21 protein-coding genes are annotated in these 19,167 nt (G+C 70.6%); 12 read left to right on the top strand and 9 right to left on the bottom strand.

The annotated features are described in order from the left end of the window. Window positions 1-11: 11 nt before the first annotated feature. From DS837_RS04530 to DS837_RS04505, 6 genes are read right to left on the bottom strand one after another with little or no spacing between them, the layout of a single operon-like run. Window positions 12-1,202, bottom strand: coding sequence for an ABC transporter substrate-binding protein (locus DS837_RS04530; protein ID WP_149163641.1), 1,191 nt, complete (start codon window positions 1,200-1,202; stop codon window positions 12-14). 13 nt (window positions 1,203-1,215) lie between these two features. Further along, window positions 1,216-2,040, bottom strand: coding sequence for a formylmethanofuran dehydrogenase subunit C (locus tag DS837_RS04525; protein ID WP_149163640.1), 825 nt, complete (start codon window positions 2,038-2,040; stop codon window positions 1,216-1,218). After that, window positions 2,037-2,936: a formylmethanofuran--tetrahydromethanopterin N-formyltransferase gene (fhcD, locus tag DS837_RS04520; protein ID WP_149163639.1), complete on the bottom strand. Its 900-nt coding sequence runs from the start codon at window positions 2,934-2,936 to the stop codon at window positions 2,037-2,039. The genes DS837_RS04525 and fhcD overlap by 4 nt, the downstream gene beginning before the upstream one ends. Continuing rightward, window positions 2,936-4,585: a formylmethanofuran dehydrogenase subunit A gene (locus DS837_RS04515; RefSeq protein WP_149163638.1), complete on the bottom strand. Its 1,650-nt coding sequence runs from the start codon at window positions 4,583-4,585 to the stop codon at window positions 2,936-2,938. Before DS837_RS04515 ends, fhcD begins: the two co-directional genes overlap by 1 nt. After that, the gene (locus DS837_RS04510) at window positions 4,579-5,880 is read right to left on the bottom strand and encodes a formylmethanofuran dehydrogenase (protein WP_149163637.1); all 1,302 of its coding nucleotides are present in this window, start codon (window positions 5,878-5,880) and stop codon (window positions 4,579-4,581) included. The genes DS837_RS04515 and DS837_RS04510 overlap by 7 nt, the downstream gene beginning before the upstream one ends. 4 nt (window positions 5,881-5,884) lie before the next feature. Further along, complete coding sequence (locus tag DS837_RS04505) at window positions 5,885-6,262, bottom strand: 4a-hydroxytetrahydrobiopterin dehydratase (protein ID WP_149163636.1); 378 nt, start codon at window positions 6,260-6,262, stop codon at window positions 5,885-5,887. Between the two features lie 133 nt (window positions 6,263-6,395). Here DS837_RS04505 and DS837_RS04500 point away from each other — a divergent pair, with 133 nt between their 5' ends. Genes DS837_RS04500 through fae form a run of 7 tightly spaced genes read left to right on the top strand, consistent with a single transcriptional unit; the run spans window position 6,396 to window position 12,799 of the window. Next, on the top strand, window positions 6,396-7,391 hold the full coding sequence (locus DS837_RS04500; protein ID WP_149163635.1) for a beta-ribofuranosylaminobenzene 5'-phosphate synthase family protein: 996 nt from the start codon (window positions 6,396-6,398) through the stop codon (window positions 7,389-7,391). Between the two features lie 33 nt (window positions 7,392-7,424). Continuing rightward, window positions 7,425-8,321: an NAD(P)-dependent methylenetetrahydromethanopterin dehydrogenase gene (locus tag DS837_RS04495; RefSeq protein ID WP_149163634.1), complete on the top strand. Its 897-nt coding sequence runs from the start codon at window positions 7,425-7,427 to the stop codon at window positions 8,319-8,321. Continuing rightward, the gene (locus tag DS837_RS04490) at window positions 8,287-9,441 is read left to right on the top strand and encodes an ATP-grasp domain-containing protein (RefSeq protein ID WP_247889764.1); all 1,155 of its coding nucleotides are present in this window, start codon (window positions 8,287-8,289) and stop codon (window positions 9,439-9,441) included. The genes DS837_RS04495 and DS837_RS04490 overlap by 35 nt, the downstream gene beginning before the upstream one ends. Next, the gene (gene mch, locus DS837_RS04485) at window positions 9,438-10,442 is read left to right on the top strand and encodes a methenyltetrahydromethanopterin cyclohydrolase (RefSeq protein WP_149163633.1); all 1,005 of its coding nucleotides are present in this window, start codon (window positions 9,438-9,440) and stop codon (window positions 10,440-10,442) included. Before DS837_RS04490 ends, mch begins: the two co-directional genes overlap by 4 nt. After that, window positions 10,432-11,319, top strand: a complete 888-nt coding sequence (locus DS837_RS04480; protein WP_149163632.1) for a RimK family alpha-L-glutamate ligase — start codon at window positions 10,432-10,434, stop codon at window positions 11,317-11,319. The genes mch and DS837_RS04480 overlap by 11 nt, the downstream gene beginning before the upstream one ends. Window positions 11,320-11,330: 11 nt before the next feature. Then, a complete protein-coding gene (locus DS837_RS04475; RefSeq protein WP_149163631.1) occupies window positions 11,331-12,260 on the top strand; it encodes a triphosphoribosyl-dephospho-CoA synthase in 930 nt (309 codons plus the stop codon). A gap of 11 nt (window positions 12,261-12,271) precedes the next feature. Next, window positions 12,272-12,799, top strand: coding sequence for a formaldehyde-activating enzyme (gene fae, locus DS837_RS04470; protein ID WP_162471583.1), 528 nt, complete (start codon window positions 12,272-12,274; stop codon window positions 12,797-12,799). A gap of 5 nt (window positions 12,800-12,804) precedes the next feature. On the opposite strand, the gene DS837_RS04465 is transcribed toward fae, so the two are convergent. Further along, window positions 12,805-13,548, bottom strand: coding sequence for a HisA/HisF-related TIM barrel protein (locus DS837_RS04465; protein ID WP_247889763.1), 744 nt, complete (start codon window positions 13,546-13,548; stop codon window positions 12,805-12,807). Here DS837_RS04465 and DS837_RS04460 point away from each other — a divergent pair. From DS837_RS04460 to DS837_RS04445, 4 genes are read left to right on the top strand one after another with little or no spacing between them, the layout of a single operon-like run. Continuing rightward, window positions 13,547-14,545 (top strand): ATP-grasp domain-containing protein, encoded by a 999-nt coding sequence (locus tag DS837_RS04460; protein WP_149163630.1) that lies wholly within the window; start codon window positions 13,547-13,549, stop codon window positions 14,543-14,545. The two genes, DS837_RS04465 and DS837_RS04460, sit on opposite strands and share 2 nt — an antisense overlap. A 3-nt stretch (window positions 14,546-14,548) precedes the next feature. After that, complete coding sequence (locus tag DS837_RS04455; protein ID WP_149163629.1) at window positions 14,549-15,646, top strand: hydantoinase/oxoprolinase family protein; 1,098 nt, start codon at window positions 14,549-14,551, stop codon at window positions 15,644-15,646. A 20-nt stretch (window positions 15,647-15,666) separates the two neighbouring features. Continuing rightward, the gene (locus DS837_RS04450; protein ID WP_247889762.1) at window positions 15,667-16,626 is read left to right on the top strand and encodes a quinoprotein relay system zinc metallohydrolase 2; all 960 of its coding nucleotides are present in this window, start codon (window positions 15,667-15,669) and stop codon (window positions 16,624-16,626) included. 4 nt (window positions 16,627-16,630) lie between these two features. Beyond that, window positions 16,631-17,446 (top strand): quinoprotein dehydrogenase-associated SoxYZ-like carrier, encoded by an 816-nt coding sequence (locus DS837_RS04445; protein ID WP_149163627.1) that lies wholly within the window; start codon window positions 16,631-16,633, stop codon window positions 17,444-17,446. Window positions 17,447-17,473: 27 nt separating this feature from the next. Here DS837_RS04445 and DS837_RS04440 read toward each other — a convergent pair whose 3' ends face one another. Further along, the gene (locus DS837_RS04440) at window positions 17,474-17,788 is read right to left on the bottom strand and encodes a hypothetical protein (protein ID WP_149163626.1); all 315 of its coding nucleotides are present in this window, start codon (window positions 17,786-17,788) and stop codon (window positions 17,474-17,476) included. 314 nt (window positions 17,789-18,102) lie between these two features. Here DS837_RS04440 and pqqA point away from each other — a divergent pair, with 314 nt between their 5' ends. Beyond that, window positions 18,103-18,183 carry a pyrroloquinoline quinone precursor peptide PqqA gene (gene pqqA, locus DS837_RS33270; protein WP_014242213.1) on the top strand — a complete coding sequence of 27 codons (81 nt, stop codon included), beginning with the start codon at window positions 18,103-18,105 and terminating at the stop codon, window positions 18,181-18,183. Window positions 18,184-18,326: 143 nt separating this feature from the next. Here the strand turns inward: pqqA and DS837_RS04430 are convergent, their stop codons facing one another. Then, window positions 18,327-19,160: a RibD family protein gene (locus DS837_RS04430; protein WP_149163625.1), complete on the bottom strand. Its 834-nt coding sequence runs from the start codon at window positions 19,158-19,160 to the stop codon at window positions 18,327-18,329. Window positions 19,161-19,167: the final 7 nt, after the last annotated feature.

Below are 19,167 nucleotides of genomic sequence, written 5' to 3'. Positions count from 1 at the left end.
CGGGGCTCTTCTCAGCGGTTGCGGCACCGGCTTTCCGGGCGATCGTCGCCGAGCGTGTCGAGTTCCGAGAATTGGTGCAGATAGCCCGGCTGCGGCGACACCGAGACGAGCACCCGCGGCCCTGCCAGCAGCACCGGTTGCCGAAGCTGCCCGTCCCAGTCGCGGAAGGTCAGCCCCTGCCCCTTGAAGGCCGGCAGGGCGAAGTCCGGGCCGCGCACGAAGGCGGCGAGCGCCGCGGGGTCGGCGGACTTGGTGCGCGTCGCTGCCTCGCCCACCGCGCGGACGGCCATCCAGGCGGTGTAGTCGCGCGGACGCATCCAGCGCCCGGCCTGCCGTTCGAAGCGGCTGTGGATCTGCGTCGCCCCCCACTGCTCATGCACGCGCGACCACGCCGTCGGGACGAGCCCATGGGTGCCGACGACCGGGCGGGGCAGCCACGTCTGGTAGAGCAGATACTCGCCGAACCCGTCCGCCTCGTCGGCGACGACCAGCACGTCGTGCTCGGTGCCCTGGGTGAAGGTGAGGATTTCCGATTGCACGGTGACGTGGCCGGTGTCGACGCGGCGGTTCGCGTCCTCGAAGGTCCAACGCTTCTCCTCGACGATCTTGGCGCGGTAGCGCTTGGCGGCGGCGCGGATCGCGTCGGCATAGGCGGCGTCCTGCGGAGTCCGCCCGACCACCAGCAGCCAGTTCATCCATTTCCGCGCGGCGAGATACTGCGCCAGCGCGTCGGCCTGCATCCGCCGGCTGGGCGTCACATGCAGCAGGTTGGCGCGGCAGCGCTCGTTGCGCAGGTCGTCGTCCGGGGCGCGGGTGTTGAAGATCAGCATGCCGCCCGCCTCGGGCGCCGCGACCGCGGCGAGCAGGGCGTCCTCCTTCAGGTCGGCGACGAGCAGGTGCACACCCTGCCCGGCGAGGTCGCGCACGGCCTCCTCGACGCGCCCGTCCTCCGGCACCGTCACCTCGACCAGATCGAAGCGCTGGTTGAGGAATCGCCCCGTCGTGTTGTTGTCGGCGATGGCGAGGCGGGCGCCCTGGACTCCCTCGTCCTCCGACACCGGTTCGAGGAAGGTCTGGGGAATCCGCGGCTCCTCCGCGCGGGTCAGATAGCCGATGCGGACCACCAGCGGATCGGCGCCCCACGCCGGTGCCCCGAACAGGAGCGCGGCGGCAACGGTCAGAAGGGCGGCGGCACGGATCACAGGAGGGCGCCCGCTACCCTTCTGACAAGATAAGCACCTCTCCGATCCCTCCCGCCGATCGGTCGCCGATAAGGCGCCGGGCACGGGTTCCGGCGGTTGGGAATCCACTGGGCCAAGCCCCGTCATCGATCAGCTCCTTCCGCATCAGGTCCAGAAACAGCCAGTCGTTCATGCCGCCATCGACGAAACCGGACGGAACGGCTTCCGGCGCCCGGGGCAGCAGGATGGAGCCGCGGCGCATGGCCTGCCCCGGATCGGAGCCGCAACCAGCGCCGACGACGATCGTCCCGGCGATCATCCGGGCGCCGCACAGGCTCCCCACACGCCCGTGGACGGCGATCAGGCCCCGTCGCATCCGCTCGCCGACGCGGTCCCCGGCGTTGCCCATGACGATGACGGAGCCGCCGCTCATGCCGCGCGTGCCGCCGGCCAGCGGCGCCCCAAGGAAATCGCCGGCATCGCCCGCGACGCGCAGGCGCCCGCCGGACATTTCGGCCGCGGCGAAGGCACCGCAGTTCCCCTCGACGGTCAGCGTGCCACCGCGCATGGCGCTGCCGGCATAGGCGCCGCACTCCCCCTCGACCGTGAGTTCCCCGGCGGTCATGCCCGTTCCCACCCCGTCGAGCACCGCGCCGCCGGGCCGCAGGATCAGGGTATTGGGAGGGCCGCCGTCCTCCAGCGTGAACAGCGCGTCCAAGCGGTGACGCCCCCGCCCACGGACCAGCATCAGCCCAGCCAGCGCCTCCCGCCCGCCCGCAGTCAGCCGTTCGGGCAGGACGCCGGTCATGTCGATCGGCGGACCGGAAGGATCGCGCGTGGTGAGGACGACGCCGCTCATGCCATCACCTCGTGCAGGCGGAACTGGTAGCGGCCGAGCTTGCCGCCGTAATTGCCGGCGGTGACCGACACCACGCCGCCCGCGGCGCCGAGGTCCGCCACGGCGGCGATGCCCGCGCGCATGGCGGCGGCGACCGCCGCTTCGCTCACCCCGTCGATGACCAGTTCAAGGATGGACTCCACCCCCTCCGGCACCAGCGACGCCGGCACCGCCGCCCGCAGCGTCGGGCAGAAGGCGGTGTTGGTGGAGGCGATCACGCCCTTGTATTTGCCGCCGATCTTGGAACCGGAGCGGACCACCCCGCCGGGAAAGGGCAGGATGGCGCCCGGCACGTCGCGGATCGCCAGGACCGCCGCCTGCGCCGCCGCCAGCCCGGCGCGGCGGTCGGCCGCCAGGATGATGAAGTTGCCGCCGCCGACGCCGTCGACCGCCGCGGTGGCCGCCTCGCACAGGAATTCGCCGTCCATGACCGGGATGCGCCAATAGCGGCGGCCGCCGACCCGCTTGGCGATCTGCCAGCCGTCGCCGAAATAGCGCAGCGCGTTGCCGAGCGGGATTGGCACCCCCTCCCGCAGTCCCGCGTAGCAGGCCGTCCCGGGGCAGGTCATCACGCATTGTCCGACGCGGCGCGCCACCTGCTTCGCCAGTTCCGCCCTGGACATGGCGAACAGCAGCACCGCGGTGCCGGGCCGGGAGTCCGGCGTCTCGTCGGATGGCAACAGGCGCTCCATCGCCGCCTCGCAGCCGCAGGCGATGACCGAGGTGGCGAAGCCCGTCATGCTGACCACCGCCGCCTGCACCCAGTCCGGCGTGTCGGCGGTGATCACCAGCCGCGTGCCGAGCATGGGAAAAGCCTCGGCGAAGGTGTCCTCGATGTGGACGCCGTTGAGCCGCATCAGAAAGCCCCCGGCTGACACGCATGGCGGACCAGGCCGGTGCCGCCGCGGATCTCCTCCTCCGCAATGCGGAACTGCGTCAGCCGCTGGCCCATGCGCTCGTCGAAGCGGCGCGCCATCCAGGACTCGATCGTCCGGTCGTAGGCCGGCTCGACCACATGCGTGCGCCCCTGGAGGAACGCCACCACCACGCCGTCGCGGACGATCAGCCGGCCGTCCTTGAAGACGAGGTCGGGTTTTTCGAACATGGTGCGGCGGTCCGGCCGGTCGGTGTAGACGGTGATGTCGGCGACCGCCCCCGGACCGAGATGGCCGCGGTCGGTCATGCCCAGGATGCGCGCCGGGGCGGCGCGGGTCATGGTGGCGATCTCGCCCAGCGAATACTCGCGCGTCAGCGACCCCAGGATGGTGTGCTCCGGCAACGCCGGGTGCAGCTCCGCCATCCGGGCGAGGCGGTAATCGCGGTCCATCAGCAGGCGGATCAGCTCGGGATAGCTGGTGAAGGGCGCGCCGTTGGGGTGGTCGGTGGTGAGGAAGACGCGCCAGGGGTCCTCGATCAGCAGGAACAACTCCAGCCCGATCGCCCATTGCAGCGCGTTGACGAAGGCCTTGTCGCGGTAGCGGAAGGGCACGACGCCGCAGCCGGCGTCGCATTCGATGTCCATCATCACCCATTTCTTCGGATGGGCGAGCCCGGCGTTGTTCATCTGGGCCATGGTGTCGGCCGAGGCCGTCACCGTCTGGCCGAACATGATCTGCCCGACATCCACCGAGATGTTGGGCCGGCGGTTGACCGCCTCAGCCACGTGCACGGCGGCGGAGGAGAATTTCCGGTCGCCCTCCGCGCCATAGGCGTGGAACTGGACGTGGGTGAGGTGGAGCCGAAGACCATCGACCGCCGCGATGCTGTCGAGCGTCGCCTCGACATTGCCCGGCACACCGAGGTTGAAGCCGTGCAGGTGCAGCGGGTGCGGGATGCCCAGCCGCTGCACCGCCCCCGCCAGGGCGGTGAGGATGCGGCGCGGCGTGATGGCGTGGAAGGGTCCGGCCTCGTCCACGTCAAGGCGCCGTCGGTTGTATTTGAAGGCGTTGATGCCGCCGGGATTCACCGCCTTTACGGCGAGGCTGCGCGTGGCGTTCAGCATGAAGCCGACGTAATCGGCCACCGCCTGCTCCCCGGCGCCGGAGGCGAGAAGCTCCAGCAGCAGGTCATCGTTGCCCAGCACCAGATAGCCGCCGGTGTCGATCAGGGGGATGTCCGCCATCTCCAGATGGGCGTGGCGGGCGTTGCTCGGCAGCATCGCCGGCTCAAAGGCCGCCGTGTAGCCCATCTGGGCGTAGCGGCAGCCGGTGGCGTGGGTGGACGGGGTGGCGAGGCCAACACCGCAGCCGCAAGCCCCTTCCGCCGCGCGATGCTCCTCCGCCATCAGCAGGCGCGCGATGTTGACCTTTCCGCCGGCGATGTGGCTGTGGATGTCGATGGCGCCGGCCATCACGACCCGTCCGGACAGGTCATGGACCTCGTCCGGCGCGGCGCCGGGATCGGGATCGGCGACGATCCGCCCGTCCTGGACGAACAGGTCGCCCACCGCGCCGTCACGGCCGTTGGCGGGGTCGTAAAGGCGCGCCCCGGCGAGCTTCATCAACATGGCGGGCTCTCCTGAGGCAGGGCGGCGGCGATGGCCTTCAGCACGGTCGCGGCGTCCGGCAAACCACGATCGATGAGGCCCCGCGCGCGCAGGGCGACCACCGTGTCGCTGCGGAAGACATGGGCCGGGTGGTCGATGCCCGGCGTGCCGACGGGAATGAACACCGCCGGCTCGTCGGCAAAGGCCGTTCCTGGCGGGGCCAGCGCGACGACCGTCTGCCCCGCGGGAAAGGTGGGCACCTCGGGCCGAAAGGCGGACACCCAGACGACGGTGTCCGCTACCTCCGCATAGCGCGCCCAGGCGAAGCGGTGGGGATCGTGCAACGGTGTCCCTCCGGCCAGCGACATGCGCAGCGGCACGCCGAATTGCCACGTGCAGACCTGATTGACCCCAACCACATTGTCGTGCCCGGCCAACGGCAGGCCGGCGCAGCGGGTGTGCCGGTTCACCGCGCGCACGAGGTGGACCAGCCGCTCCACCGTCAAGTCGATGTGCGGCCCCTCGAAGGCGGCGGCGGCCCAGGCCACGACCGCGTAGCGCGCCGTCACCACCCGCTCCGCCAGGGCGGCGATGTCGCCGGCCGCAATGCCCGCGGCTCCCGAGGCACGGAATGGATCGGCCACGGCTGCCGCCAGCGCCGCCGCCGCGTCCCCAATCTTCGCGGGGTCACCGGCCAGCACCGCGACGGGAAGACCCGAGAGCACAGCCCGCGTGGTGTCCAGCGGCTCTCCGCACAGGAACACCACCTCCCGCGACGGCGGCGCCTGGAAGGCCGGCGCGGGCGTCACCCAGCGCTCGAAGAGGCGCGGGTGGAGAGTCGCCGGGTCCGGTCCGGTCACCAGCAGCAGGTCGCAGCGATTGCGCAGCTCGGCCAGGGTCGTCGCGATCCAGCCCGTGCGCTGAAGCACCGCCAGATTTCGGTACAACCCGTCGGACAGCGCGTGATCGACCACCGCCCCCAGCCGTTCGGCAAGCGACAGGGCGGCCCGCGCGCCATCGACATCGGTGCCGAGACCGGCCACCAGGGGCGCCTGCGCCGCGCCCAGCACCGCCGCCGCGGCGTCCACCGCCTCCGCCAGCGGCACCGGGACGCCCGCGACGCGCGGCGGTTCGGCCGCCGGCATGCGGGAATAGCGCTCGCGCGCGACCGGGCAATCGGTGGAGCGCACCGTCAGCGTCGACGGCGGTTCTTCCTCGACGGTCAGGTCGTCGCAGCCGAGGCCGCAGAACGGGCACACGACGTCGCGATGGACGACGGGGCGGACGGCGGGATGGACTGGCCGGTCGCTCGCCATGCCGTCAGTCGTACTTGATGTAGGCGAAGCGCGGATCGTCCTTGGGCGTTCCCTCCAGCGCGCCGCCGTCACGGGCGGGCTGCCATTGGACGACCTCCTCGATCTTGCGGGCGAGGTCGAAATCCTTGTCGGTGATGCCCTTGGCCGAGTGGGTCTTCAGCCGCACCTCGACCCAGGCGTAGGAGGCGGTGAGGTCCGGGTGATGCCACGCGGCCTCGGCCAGATGGCCGACCGCGTTGATCACCATCAGGGTGCCCTTCCAACTGTTCGTCTTGTACTTCCGCCGAATCCAGCCGTCCTCGAACCGCCACCGCGGCAATATTTGCTGCAGCCGCTCAACGATCTCTGTATCGGAATAGGTGGTTTCCTGAACCGCGGTCATGTCTTCCTCCCCGAAGCGACCGAACAGTCCTCACCCCGAAGAGGTATATACTATTGGATCGGGGTCTTTTTTTGATGCAAGACTATCATGACCAAAAGAACGACGCAACTTTCCTTAAGCGAGTGAGGTCCTCATGCCACTCGGCGTCGATGAAGTCAGGGAGGTGCGGGTTACGGCGCCCGCGCGGTTGCATCTGGGGTTTCTCGACATGAACGGCGGTCTGGGCCGCCGTTTCGGCAGTCTGGGCCTGACGCTCGACGGGATGGCGACGACGCTGCGGGCACGCCCGTCCGACCGCCTCTGCGCGAGCGGCCCGTCGGCGGAGCGCGCGCTGAAGGCCGCGCAGGCGGTCTGCGATCGTTTCCGCTGGCCCGCCCGTGCCGAACTGACGGTGGAAGAGGCCATTCCCGAACATGTCGGGCTGGGGTCCGGCACCCAGCTCGGTCTGGCGGTCGGCACCGCGCTCGCGCATTTGCACGGCCGGCCTTCGACGGTGCGCCGCCTCGCCGCGGAGCTGGAGCGTGGCGCCCGTTCCGGCATCGGGATCGGCGCCTTCGAGAATGGCGGCGTCATCCTGGACGGTGGCCGAGGGCCGGGCGATGCGCCGCCGCCCATCGTCGCCCGCCTGCCCTTTCCAGAATCCTGGCGCGTGTTGCTGATCCTGCACCGCGACGGCCAGGGGTTGCACGGCACCGCCGAGTTGCAGGCCTTCAAGGCGCTGCCGCCCTTTCCCGCGGAGCGGGCTGGGCATTTGTGCCGCCTGATCGTCATGGCGGCCCTTCCGGCGCTGATCGAGGGCGACGCCGACCGTTTCGGGCGGGCGGTGGGCGAGTTGCAACGCACGGTGGGCGACCATTTCGCCCCGGTCCAAGGCGGGCGCTTCACCAGCCCTTTGGTAGCCGACGCGCTGGCGTGGCTGGAGGCCGAGGGCATTCCCGGCGTCGGACAGACGTCCTGGGGGCCGACCGGCTTCGCCATCGTCGGCGACGCCCGGCGGGCCGAGGCCCTGCTGGCGGAAGCCCGGCGCCGCTGGGCGGGGTCCGCGCTGGACTTCCATCTGGCCCGTGGCCGCAACGACGGCGCGACGCTGGAATCCACCACCGACCGGGTGGTGCTGCGGGCCTCCTGACCCCTCACACCCGAGCCAAGCGGGAGGCGCGCGATGGCCGCACCCTATGTTCTGCACATGCTGACGCCGCTGAAGCACGTCAGCGCCTTCGATGTCAACATGGCGGCGGACGCCGGCATGGGGCCGCTGTTCCCCTACACCGGCGTCGCGCTGGAGGAGATCACCGGCATCACCCAGGACGCGATGTTCTCCCGCGACCCGGCGAACGCGGCACGCACCGGGCTGTTCATCGGCGGGCGCGACGCGGTCCTGGCGCTCGACATGATGGACGCCGCCCGCAAGGCCATGTTCGCGCCCTTCACCATCTCGGTCATGGTCGATCCGTCGGGAGCCTTCACGACGGCCGGCGCCATGGTCGCCGTCGTCGAGCGCGCCCTGCGCCGCAGCCATCCGGACGGGATCAAGGGGCTAAATCTCAAGGTGTTCGGCGCAACCGGCGTGGTCGGCGGAATCGCCGCCGTGATCGCGGCGCTAGCCGGGGCGCGCGTCACCCTGGTCAGCCACCGCGGCCTGTCCGGCGTGGAGCCGAAGGCCGCCGAGTTCCGCCGCCGCTTCGGGGTGGAACTCGCCTGCGCCGACGCGCCCGACGACGCGGCGCGGGAGGCGCTGCTCGGCGATGCCGAGGTGGTGTTCGGCTGCGGACGGGCCGGCGTGCAGATCCTGTCGGCGCGCAACCTCGCCGCAGCGGGCCGCCTGCTGGTCGCGGCGGACATCAACGCGGTTCCGCCGCCCGGCATCGAAGGGGTCGGCCCCAAGGACAACGGCACGCCGCTTCCCGGCGGGCGCGGCGTCGGCGTCGGCGCGCTGGCGATCGGCGCGGTCAAGTTCCGGGTGCAGCACGCCCTGCTGACGCGCCTCGCCGCGGCGAAGACGGCGGTGTATCTGGATTTCTGCGATGCCTACGACGCAGCCCGCCAGATCGCCGGCTGAATCGGTGGCGGAAGGGCCGGACATCGTCGTCGCGGCCCTGTCGGCGCGGGCGTTGGCCGCCGCTGCCCGCCGCGCCGGCCGGCGGCCGGCGGCCATCGATTTGTTCGGCGATCTGGACACCGGACAGCTTGCCGGGCCCTGCCTGCGCCTGCCCGCCAAAGGTCTGCGCCTGGAATCCGCCACCCTTCGGGACGCCCTGGCGCGGGCGGACCTGCGCGGCTTGCCGCTGGTCTACGGCGCCGGTTTCGAAGACGATCCGGCGCTGCTGGCGCACCTCGCGGAGGACCGGCCGCTGATGGGCAACCGGCCCGAGGTGGTGGCGCGCGTCAAGGACCCGTTCCGCTTCGCCGCAACCCTGCACCGGCTCGGCATTCCCCATCCCCCGGTCGCGCTGACCGTGAATGGGTCACCCGACTCCCATCTGCTGAAGCGGATCGGCGGCAGCGGAGGCGCACATGTTATTCCCGCATCGTTAGCCGAGGCCAAGCCAGGGTGGTACATCCAGCGCCGCGTCGCCGGCCATGCCCTGTCGGTCCTCTTCCTCGCGGACGGCGACCGCGCGGTCATCGTCGGGCTGAGCCGGCAGTGGACCGCGCCGACCGCGGCAAGCCCCTACCGCTACGGCGGTGCCGCCGGGCCGTGGCGCTGTCCGGAGCGGTGGACCCGGACCTTGCCCGCCATGATCGATCGTCTCGTGGCGGCGTTCAAACTGCTCGGATTGAACAGCGCCGATTTCCTGGTGACTGGGCCGGACCTTCATCTGTTGGAGATCAACCCGCGGCCGGGTGCAACGTTGGACGTCTTCGACCGCCCGCCGATGCCGCCCTTGCTTGGCCTCCATCTGGATGCCTGCGCCAGGCGCCTGCCCGACCGCCTACCGGTGTTGTCGGGATGCCGGGCGGCGACGGTGCTCTACGCCGACGCCGCCACCCGGATCGAGGCGGGCCGGCGTTGGCCGGCCTGGACCGCGGACCGGCCAGTGGGGCCGGTCACCATCGGGCCCGACGAGCCGGTCTGCACGGTGTTTGGGGAAGGCCCCAGCGCCACCGCGGCACGGCGTCATGCCGAACGGCGGCAACGCGAACTGGCAACCCCCGCCGCGATGGAGATGCAGCCATGACCACGAAACCGCCGTCCGATCCGCGCCCAAGCCTCGCTGCGCTGTCGGCGCCGTTGGTCGAACGGCTGATGGCCGATGCCCCGGTGCTCCGTCTCGGCGTCCAGAAGGTCGGCGGGGCCAGCGTCGTCGATGCTGGGATTAGCCATCCCGGCGGGCTGGAGGCCGGGCGGCGCATCGCCGAACTGTGCATGGGCGGCCTTGGCCGGGTGGCGTTCGGCCCGGTGCCCTGGGGAACGGTTCCCGGCCCGCCGTCCTGGCCGTTCGGCGTCACCGTCCACAGCGCGCAGCCGGTCCTCGCCTGCCTCGGCAGCCAGTATGCCGGCTGGAGCCTCAGCCACGGCAGCGGCAAGGGCGCCTTCTTCGCGCTGGGCTCCGGCCCCGGCCGCGCGCTGGCCCGGCAGGAGGCGCTGTTCGACGAGTTGGACTACCGCGACACCGCCGACGCGGCGGTCTTCGTCATGGAGGCGACGGCGGTGCCCCCCGCGGAACTGGTCGCCCACATCGCCGCCACCTGCGGCATCGCCGCGGACCGGCTGACCCTGGTCCTCACCCCGACGCAGAGCCTCGCCGGCACCACCCAGGTGGTGGCCCGCGTGCTGGAGGTCGCCCTGCACAAGCTGCACGCCCTCGGCTTCCCGCTCGACCGCGTCGCCGACGGCATCGGCATGGCGCCGCTACCCCCGCCGGGCGGCGGCTTCCTCACCGCGATGGGCCGGACCAACGACGCGATCCTCTATGGCGGCACGGTCCATCTGCACGTCACCGGCCCGGACGACGCGGCGGAGGATCTGGCACGCCGCCTGCCCTCCGCCGCCTCGCGGGACCATGGGCGCCCCTTCGCGGAGATCTTCGCGGCGGCGAAGGGCGACTTCTACGCCATCGATTCCATGCTGTTCAGCCCGGCGCGCGTGACCGTCACCGCGCTGGACAGCGGGCGCAGCTTCCACGGCGGAACCCTGGCGCCGGACCTCGTGGAGCGCTCGTTCCGCGATGTCCGGTGAGCGCGCCGCCCTGATTCTCACCGAACGGCCCGACTGGCACACGCCGCGGCTGGTTCGGGCCATCGAGGCGCGCGGCCTATCCTGCCGCTGCGTCTCGCCACGGCGCTGCGGGATCGCCGTCGGCCACACGGCGACCGGACTGCTGATCCCCGGCTTCGAGGACACGCTGCCGGCGGGCGTCTTCGTCCGCGCGGTCGGCCAAGGCAGCTTCGAGCAGGTGACGCTGCGCCTCGGCGTGCTCCACGCGCTGCGCGACCTCGGGGTACCGGTCTGCAACGACGCGCGGGCCATCGAGCGCTGCGTGGACAAGAGCATGACGAGCTTCCTGCTGGGCCGCGCCGGCCTGCCCACCCCGCCGGCCCTTGCCGTGCAGGAGGCCGAGCCGGCCCGGTACATCCTCGACGATGCGCCCGACCATGTGCTGAAACCGCTGTTCGGCGCGCAGGGGCGCGGCCTGCAACGGTTGGACGGGCCCGACGCGCTGCCCGACGCCGAAGCGGTCGGCGGCGTCTACTACCTCCAGCCTTTCATCCCGCCGCGGAGCGAAGGCGCGTGGCGGGACCGCCGCGTCTTCGTGGTGGGCGGTCGGGCGGTCGCCGCGATGACCCGACATGGGCGGAGCTGGATCACCAACGTCCATCAGGGGGCGAGCTGCGAGGCCGCGCCCAACGACGACGAGCCCGCCGCGCTCGCCGTCCGCGCCGCGGCGGCGGTCGGCGCGAGCTATGCCGGCGTCGATCTGATCCAGGACCGCGCGGGGCGCTGGCTGGTGCTGGAGGTCAACAGCATGCCGGCGTGGCAGGGCTTGCAGCGGGTCAGCGCGGTGGACATCGCCGACGCCCTGGCCGCCGACTTCGTCGAGCGGGTGGGCGCATGATCGGTGGGCGCATGATCGACTGGGCGCCGATCCCCCCCGATCCATCGTCCGGCGTGGCCGGCGCCTACCGCGCCGCCTGCCATCTGGAACTGCGCGCGCTGAAGCCCGGCAACGTCCACATCCACGCCGAAGGGCACGGCATGACCGTCGCCCAGTTTCTCGCCAGCGCCGAGGCGACCGCGCCCATCCTCGCACGGCCGGGGTTGAGCGTCGGCGAACGTCTGCACGCCGCCGTCCGCGCCACACGCGCGGTCGTCGGCTGCAACACCAACCTCGGCATCCTGCTGCTGGCCGCACCGCTGGCCCAAGCCGTGCTGACGACCGGCGACGCCCCCTTGCGCGACCGGTTGCGCCATGTCCTCGCCACTCTGACCGTAGAGGACGCGGAGTTGGCCTTCCAGGCCATCGCGCTGGCCGAGCCCGCCGGTCTGGGCCGTGTGGAGGGGGCGGACGTGCACGCCCCGGCGCGGGTGACTCTGCTCGACGCCATGCGGGAGGCGCAGGACCGCGACAGCATTGCCCGGCAATACGCGACGGGCTTCGCGGACGTCTTCGACACCGGCGTGCCGAACCTGCGGCGATGGCTGGCGGCCGGGGCGGATTTCGAGCAGGCCACGGAAATGATTTATGTCGAATTCCTCGCCACGCTGCCCGACAGCCATGTCATCCGAAAATACGGGCGGGAGCGTTCTGAATGGTTACGCGCACGGGCTTCGGAATTGAGGGAAAACGCAGTCCCGGATCGTGCATTCACGCTAACGCGATCGCGCTTGGCGGAACTGGACCGGGACCTCAAATACAATGGCGTCAACCCGGGAACGACCGCGGATATTGTCGTGGGTTGCCTCCTTGCGTTCTGGCTCATGCAATCCCCGCAGCCGCCCGTCATAACGGATGTTCTTCGAAAAGACGCGCTCCACGAAGAACGCCGGCAACACTAGGGAGAGAGGACATGCCGATGTGGGGAGGACAGTCCACGAAGATCAACCGCGTGCTCGTTGGTGAATCGCTGGTCGGTGATGGGAACGAGGTCGCCCACATCGACCTGATCATGGGACCGCGCGGCAGCGCCGTGGAAACGGCCTTCTGCAACGCGCTGACCAACAACAAGGACGGCTTCACCGCCCTCCTCGCCGTCGTCGCACCCAACCTGATGTGCAAGCCGGCGACCATCCTGTTCAACAAGGTCACCATCAAGGGTGCGGAGCAGGCCGTGCAGATGTTCGGTCCCGCCCAGCACGCGGTCGCCAAGGCGGTCGCCGACTGCGTGTCGGAAGGCACCATCCCGCAGGACGAGATCGACAACATCTTCATCTGCGTCGGCGTCTTCATCCACTGGGAGGCCAAGGACAACGCCAAGATCCAGGACTACAACTACCGCGCCACCAAGGAGGCCATCGAACGCGCGGTCGCCAGCTTCCCGAGCGCGCAGGATCTCATGAGCCAGAAGGACAAGGTGAAGCACCCCTTCGCCGCGTGACTGGCTTATCGGGACAGGGCAGCCAGTTCCGCACCGCCGATGCGGCCGTCGTGCAGCGCCGTCGCCACCAGGGCGCCGGCGCTGCCGCGCGCCGCAAGGTCACGGAGGTCCTCGCCGTCGCGCACCCCGCCGGCGGCGAACAGTCTGGCCTGCGGCTTGGCCCGGCCGATCTCGGCGAGGCGGCTCCAGTCCGGCCCCTCGCCCGAGCCGACGCGGGCCAGGGTCATGACGATGATCCGTTGCGGCCACAGGTCGGGACGCTCCGGCAGGCCGGGCGGCCCGACGAAGCGGTCGCGGAAATCGAGCGACAGGATCACCCGCGCCCAAGCCGGATCGGCCTTCAGCGCGGCCAGCGGCGCCAGCCCGTCCAGGCTTTCGCTGCCGAGCACCGCGTCGCCGAGCCCCGACGCGACGAAGCCGCGCACCGCGTCGGCGGTGCGGAACCCGGCATCGACCCAGAATCCGACGTCCGGAAAGGCCGCCCTCAGCCGCGCCAGCGCCGGCCGGTTGTCGCCGCTGCCCTGGATCGCGTCGAGGTCGGCGGCGTAGACCACCGGGAATGGATGCAGGCGGAGCAGGCCGCCGACCACCGCCACCGGGTCGTTGCCGGCGCACAGCGACGAGCGCAGGGGCGGGTAGCGGCCGCGGTCGCCGCGACGGGCGTGCACCACGCCGCCCTCCCTCAGATCGATCACCGGAACGACGTGGAACATTTCCCACTCCCTCGGCTGCATGGTGACGGACGGCATGCGCATCCTGGTTGTCGAGTTCGTGACCGGCGGCGGCATGCCGCCGGACGCCCCCATCCCCGCCAGCCTCGCCCGCGAGGGCGACTTGATGCTCCACGCCCTGCTGGCCAACCTGCTGGAGGTGCCGGGTGTAGAGGTGACGGTGACGCGCGACGCCCGCCTTCCGCCGCTCACATCCCCCGTGCGCAGCATAACCATCACCGACCCGCGCGAGTCCTGGTCGCTTTGGGAGAACCTCGCCCGGCAGGCGGACGGCGTCTGGCCGATCGCTCCCGAGACGGACGGCGCGCTGGAGCGCTTCAGCCGCATGGTCGAAGCCAGCGGACGCCGCCTGCTCAACAGCCGCACCGACGTGGTGGCCGTCACGTCCAGCAAGGCTGCGACGGCGGCCGTTCTGTCGGCGGCCGGACTGCCCGTCGCCCCGGTCTGGCGGATCGGCGCCGTCGCTGCGGACGGGCCGCCGGGGAACGGTCCGTGGGTCGTCAAGCCCGACGACGGGGCCGGCTGCATCGACACCCGGCTGATCCGCGACCATGCCGACTGGCGAGGCTGGCTGGCCGAGGCGGACCGGAGCGGTTTCGTGGTGCAGCCCTTCCAGTCCGGCACGTCGGCTAGCCTGTCGATGCTCTGCCGCGACGGGCGGGCGTGGCCGCTGGCTGCCAACCGACAGACCGTTTCGCTGTCCGGCGACCGCTTTTCCTACAGCGGGGGGATTGTCGGCGGGATGGCTCTGTCCCCCGACCTCTCGGACCTCGCGCGGGGCGTTGCGGCGGCGCTGCCCGGCCTGTTCGGGTGCGTGGGCGTCGATGTCATCATCGGTACCGACGGGCCGACGATCATCGAGGTCAACCCGCGCCTCACCACCTCCTATGTGGGGTTGTGGCGCGCGACGGGGCTGAACGTCGCCGCCGCGGTGCTGGATCTGGCGCGTGACCCGCCGGTCCCGCCGCAGCCGGTGACGCGCATCGAACCGGTCCTTCTGACGCTTGAGGGGTGAGCCATGAACGGCGGCGCGTTGATTGGATTGGACGTCGGTGGGGCGCATCTGAAAGCCGCGCTGTTCGACGAAACGGGGACGCTCCGCGACCTCGACCAGTGGCCCTGCCCGCTCTGGTTGGGGCTCGACCGCCTGGAGCAGGCCGTCGCGGCGATGGTTGCCCGTTGGGGCCAACCGCAACGGGTCGCCGCGACGATGACCGGGGAGTTGGCGGACCTGTTCGACAACCGTGCGGACGGTGTGCGCCGCATCGCCGCCACGATGCGGTCCGCCCTGCCCGCCGCGACGCTCCGCGTCTTCGCCGGCCCCCGCGGGCTGGTGCCGGTCGATGCCGTGCCCGACTGCGCGGAGGCGGTCGCCTCCGCCAACTGGTACGCCACCGCATTGGTGGCCGCGGCGGGCGGAGACGGCGTCCTGCTGGATGTCGGAAGCACGACGACCGACATCGTCCCGCTCGTCGGCGGCGGTCCACTCCATGCCGGCTATTCCGACGCCGAGCGGCTGGACAGCGGTGAGTTGGTCTACACGGGCGTCGTGCGCACCCCGGTCATGGCGATGGCCCGCACCGTTCCCTATGGCGGAAGCCGGCGCGCGCTGATGGCGGAGTTGTTCGCGACCATGGCCGACGTCCATCGCCTGACCGGGACGCTGCCGGAGGGCGCCGATCAGCACCCGACGGCGGACGGGCGCGACCACGGCATTACAGCCAGCGCACGGCGCCTGTTGCGGATGGTCGGCGACGACCTGGAGCCGAACGGCCTGGCGAAGGCCCGCCGCCTCGCCGGCCATCTCACGGAACGCCAATTCCGCCAGATTGAGGACGCGCTCGATCAGGTGCTGTCGCGGGGCCTGATGGCGGACGCCCCGCCGCTCGTCGGCGCCGGGGTCGGCCGCTTTCTGGTGCGGCGTCTGGCCGAACGCCGGAGGTCGGCCTACCGGGACTTCGAAGCGCATTTGCCGGTAGCGCCGGCCTTGCGGGAGCGCACGGGATGGTTCGCCCCCGCCGTCAGCGTCGGCCGGCTTGCCTTTGACGGTGCGCCGCACAAACACCTTTGCCCGGTTGCCGCCCCCGTCGACGCGGTTTCATACTTGCCCGATTGAACACAATGCAGGACCGGACGATGGCTGCTGCGGCCACGTTCCTCCGGCCGTCCGCGCGCGCGGCGCTGGCCGGCGTCTGGCTGTCCGTCTGGCTGTTTGGGGCGGCGGCCCCGGCAACGGCCGATCCCCTGCCCGTGTTCGAGGTCGCCCCCGGTGTGTTCGTGCACGCCGGTCGCCACGAGGAAACCGACGCGGCCAACGCCGGGGACATCGCCAACTGCGGGTTCGTCGTCGGGGATGACGCCGTCGCCGTGATCGACAGCGGCGGCTCGCCGGTTATGGGACATCGTTTGCGTGAGGCGATCCGCGTCCACACCGACCGGCCCATCCGCTACGTCGTCAACACCCACATGCACCCGGACCACATTCTGGGAAACGCAGCCTTCCTGTCCGACCGGCCCGATTTCGTCGCCCACGGCAACCTCCAGGCGGCCCTGGCAGCGCGCGGGGAACATTACCGGCAGGCGTTCGACGCCGCGGTCGGTGCCGCCGCCGCCGCGGAGGTCCGGATCATCCCGCCGACCCTCGTGGTCGCCGACCGCCTGGAACTCGATCTGGGAGGGCGCGTGCTCGACCTCGCCGCGTGGCCGGTGGCCCACACGGACAACGACCTGACGGTGCTCGACCGGCAGACGAAGACGCTGTGGGCCGGGGACCTGCTGTTCATGGAGCGGGCACCGGCCATCGACGGTTCCGTTCTCGGCTGGCTCCGTACCCTCGACGTTCTGGCCACGGAACCGGCGGCGCGCGTCGTTCCCGGACACGGCCCACCCTCGGCCCCCTGGCCGGATGCGGCCGGGGACCTGCGCCGTTACCTGAGCCGGGTCGTCGAGGGTGTCCGCAAGGTCCAGGCCGCCCACGGCACGATTCAGCAGGCGGTCGAAACGGTCGCCGCCGAGGAGGCGCCGCGCTGGCGCCTGTTCGAGTCCTACAACCCGCGCAACGTGACGGCGGTCTTCGCCGAACTGGAATGGGAATGACATCATGACCACACCGCACCGGACCATCGCCACGCTGTCGGGCGCCGCTTGGCTGTGCCTGAGCAGCGTGGGCGCTCTGGCGGCCTCGCCACAGGAGGAACGCTGGGACATGCTGCGCGACATGTATTTCGCGGGCCGCACGGTCGAGGATGCCGGGCCGCTCCTCAGCCTGGAGGCCCCGAAGCGGGCCAACGACGCGGCGGTCGTGCCCATCCGGATTGTGACGGCGCCGGGAAGCGGCGTGCAGGTGACCGCGGTCCACCTCATCGTCGATGAGAATCCCGTGCCGATGGCCGCGACCTTCCGCTTCCCCCACGGCGACAGCCCGCAGGCGATCGATACCCGTCTGCGGGTGAACGCCTACACCAACATCACCGCCGTCGCGGAAACCGGCGACGGGCGGCTGCTCCGCACCACGCAATTCGTCAAAGCGTCCGGGGGGTGCTCCGCCCCGGCCCTGAAGAACGCCCAGCTCGCCGTCGCCCGCATGGGCAAGATGAAGCTGAACCTTCCCGACAGCATCACCGCCGGAAAGCCGCTGACCGCGCAGCTGCTGATCAGCCACCCCAACTACACCGGCATGCAGTACGACCAGCTCAACTATTACTTCATCCCGGCCCACTATGTGAAAACCGTCGCCATCCGCTACAACGGGGCGCCGGTGCTCGACGTGCAGTCGGACATTTCGTTGAGCGAGGACCCCAGCATCCACTTCTCCCTGGTGCCGGAGGAACAGGGAACGCTGGACGTCACCGCCGAGGATTCCAACGGGCGGGTTTTCCAGGAGAGCTGGCCGATCCGCGCCAATTCCGGTTCGTGAAGGTTGCCTGCGCCGCCGCCGGGCCGGTCAGAAGCATTTCAGGTCGGCGGCGACCTGGGCTTGCCGGAACTCGTTCAGCAGATCCTTGATCCACCCGACGTCGCGCATGAGCGCGGCACGCTCTCCGGGTGCCTCCTGCATGCCCCGCGCGGTCTCCACCGCCACGTAGCTGTCGTAGGGGAAATGCGCGGCGATCTCGTCGATGCTGCAGGAGCATTTGCGCACGACGTCCGGCCCCTGGCCGTTCGACAGCATGCAGCCGAGAACGTAATCGACGCGGGCGTAGGTGGGATAGCCATCCTCGGCCTGTGCCGTACCGCAGCCGATCAAGAATGCGATCAACGCAACCGGAACACCATTCCTCGTCATCGGGTCGGGTCCATGCTGGTCTGTCCGAAGAAGCGCATCCTCATGGTGGGGCGATCAAGCATTCGGTCTCAAGCACGCATTCGGAGGTCGCCGCGGGGATGACCGGCCGATCCCAATCAGAGCCGAATAAATTCGGCATTCATTGACCACAAAAATTCCATACGTATTTTCCGTTCCGCTATCCATTCGTAGGATGGCCGCACCAGGATTGGACCGGTAGGCTTTCTGAAGAGGACTGGAACCGCAGATGGTCCTGTCCATCCAACCAGGAACCGAGGGAGCGCATCATGAAGACTTGGCGCAAACCGAAAATCCGCGTGATCGCCGTCGGCACCGAAATCAACGCCTACGCCTGCGCACAGCTTTGATGGCGTGGTAACGGCGAAGCCGTGTGCCTCATCATGCCCATCACCGACCTTCCTGCGGGCAGCGCCGAGACATGTCGCCGCTGCCCGCTCGCTCGTTTCAACAAGGCCACCAATCAAGGACCGGCTGAGTTCGGGCACCGGCATCACGCCGGGCGCAGCGGTTCGAACCGGGCGAACCATTGACCCGCGCCATCCGGCGTCGTGACGTCGTAGTACAGCGAGGACAGACGCAGACGGCCGGCGCCCTCCAACCGTGGCCCCGTCGCCATGGTGTGAAAGCTCTCCCCTCCCACCACGCGGTGCGCGATGGTGAGATAGAGCCGCGACAGCATCCCGTCCCGCAGCATGGTGGACAGCATGCGGGGGCCGGTCAGCAGATACACGCTGCGGAAGCCGAGGTTGCCGAGTTGCCGGACCAGAGGCCCCCCCTCCACCGATGCACCGTCTCCAGCCACGATCACCGGGAAGCCACGCGCGCGCAACGCGTCGACCCGATCGCGCGGGGCCTGCCGACCGGTTGCGATCAGAACGCGCTGCTTTTCCCGGATGACCGACTGCGGCATCGGAAAATCGAGGCTGGCGCTGGCGATCACGACGGCGGGTTGGGCGGACAAGCCGTTCTCTTGCCGCCACCGCGCAAGGTCGCGGTCCACGGCGCGCGTCCCGATCTGCAGCACGTCGTCCAGCCGGCCCGCCGCGAGGTCGCGCAGATAACCGCCGTGCGTGACGAGGCAATCGGCCTGGGCCTGCAATTCGAGGAACAGGCGGAAATCGTTCTCGCTGGTGATCTCGACCGGAAGGCGGCTCGCTTCGCCATCCTGCAGCGCGATGCGCCCGTCGAGGCTGCCGACGAAGCTCGCATAGACGAACGGCGCCGATGCGCTGCCCAGGGTATGGAGCGCGTCGGCCAGACAGAGCCCGGTCAGCACCACCTCTTCGGGCGGTCCCGGATAAAGCCTCAGCACGCGCGCAGCCATACCCTAC

Source organism: Azospirillum brasilense, assembly GCF_008365405.1.
Taxonomy (GTDB): domain Bacteria; phylum Pseudomonadota; class Alphaproteobacteria; order Azospirillales; family Azospirillaceae; genus Azospirillum; species Azospirillum brasilense_D.
Note: the sequence above shows the minus strand (reverse complement) of the source record. Positions and strands in the feature narration are given on the sequence as shown.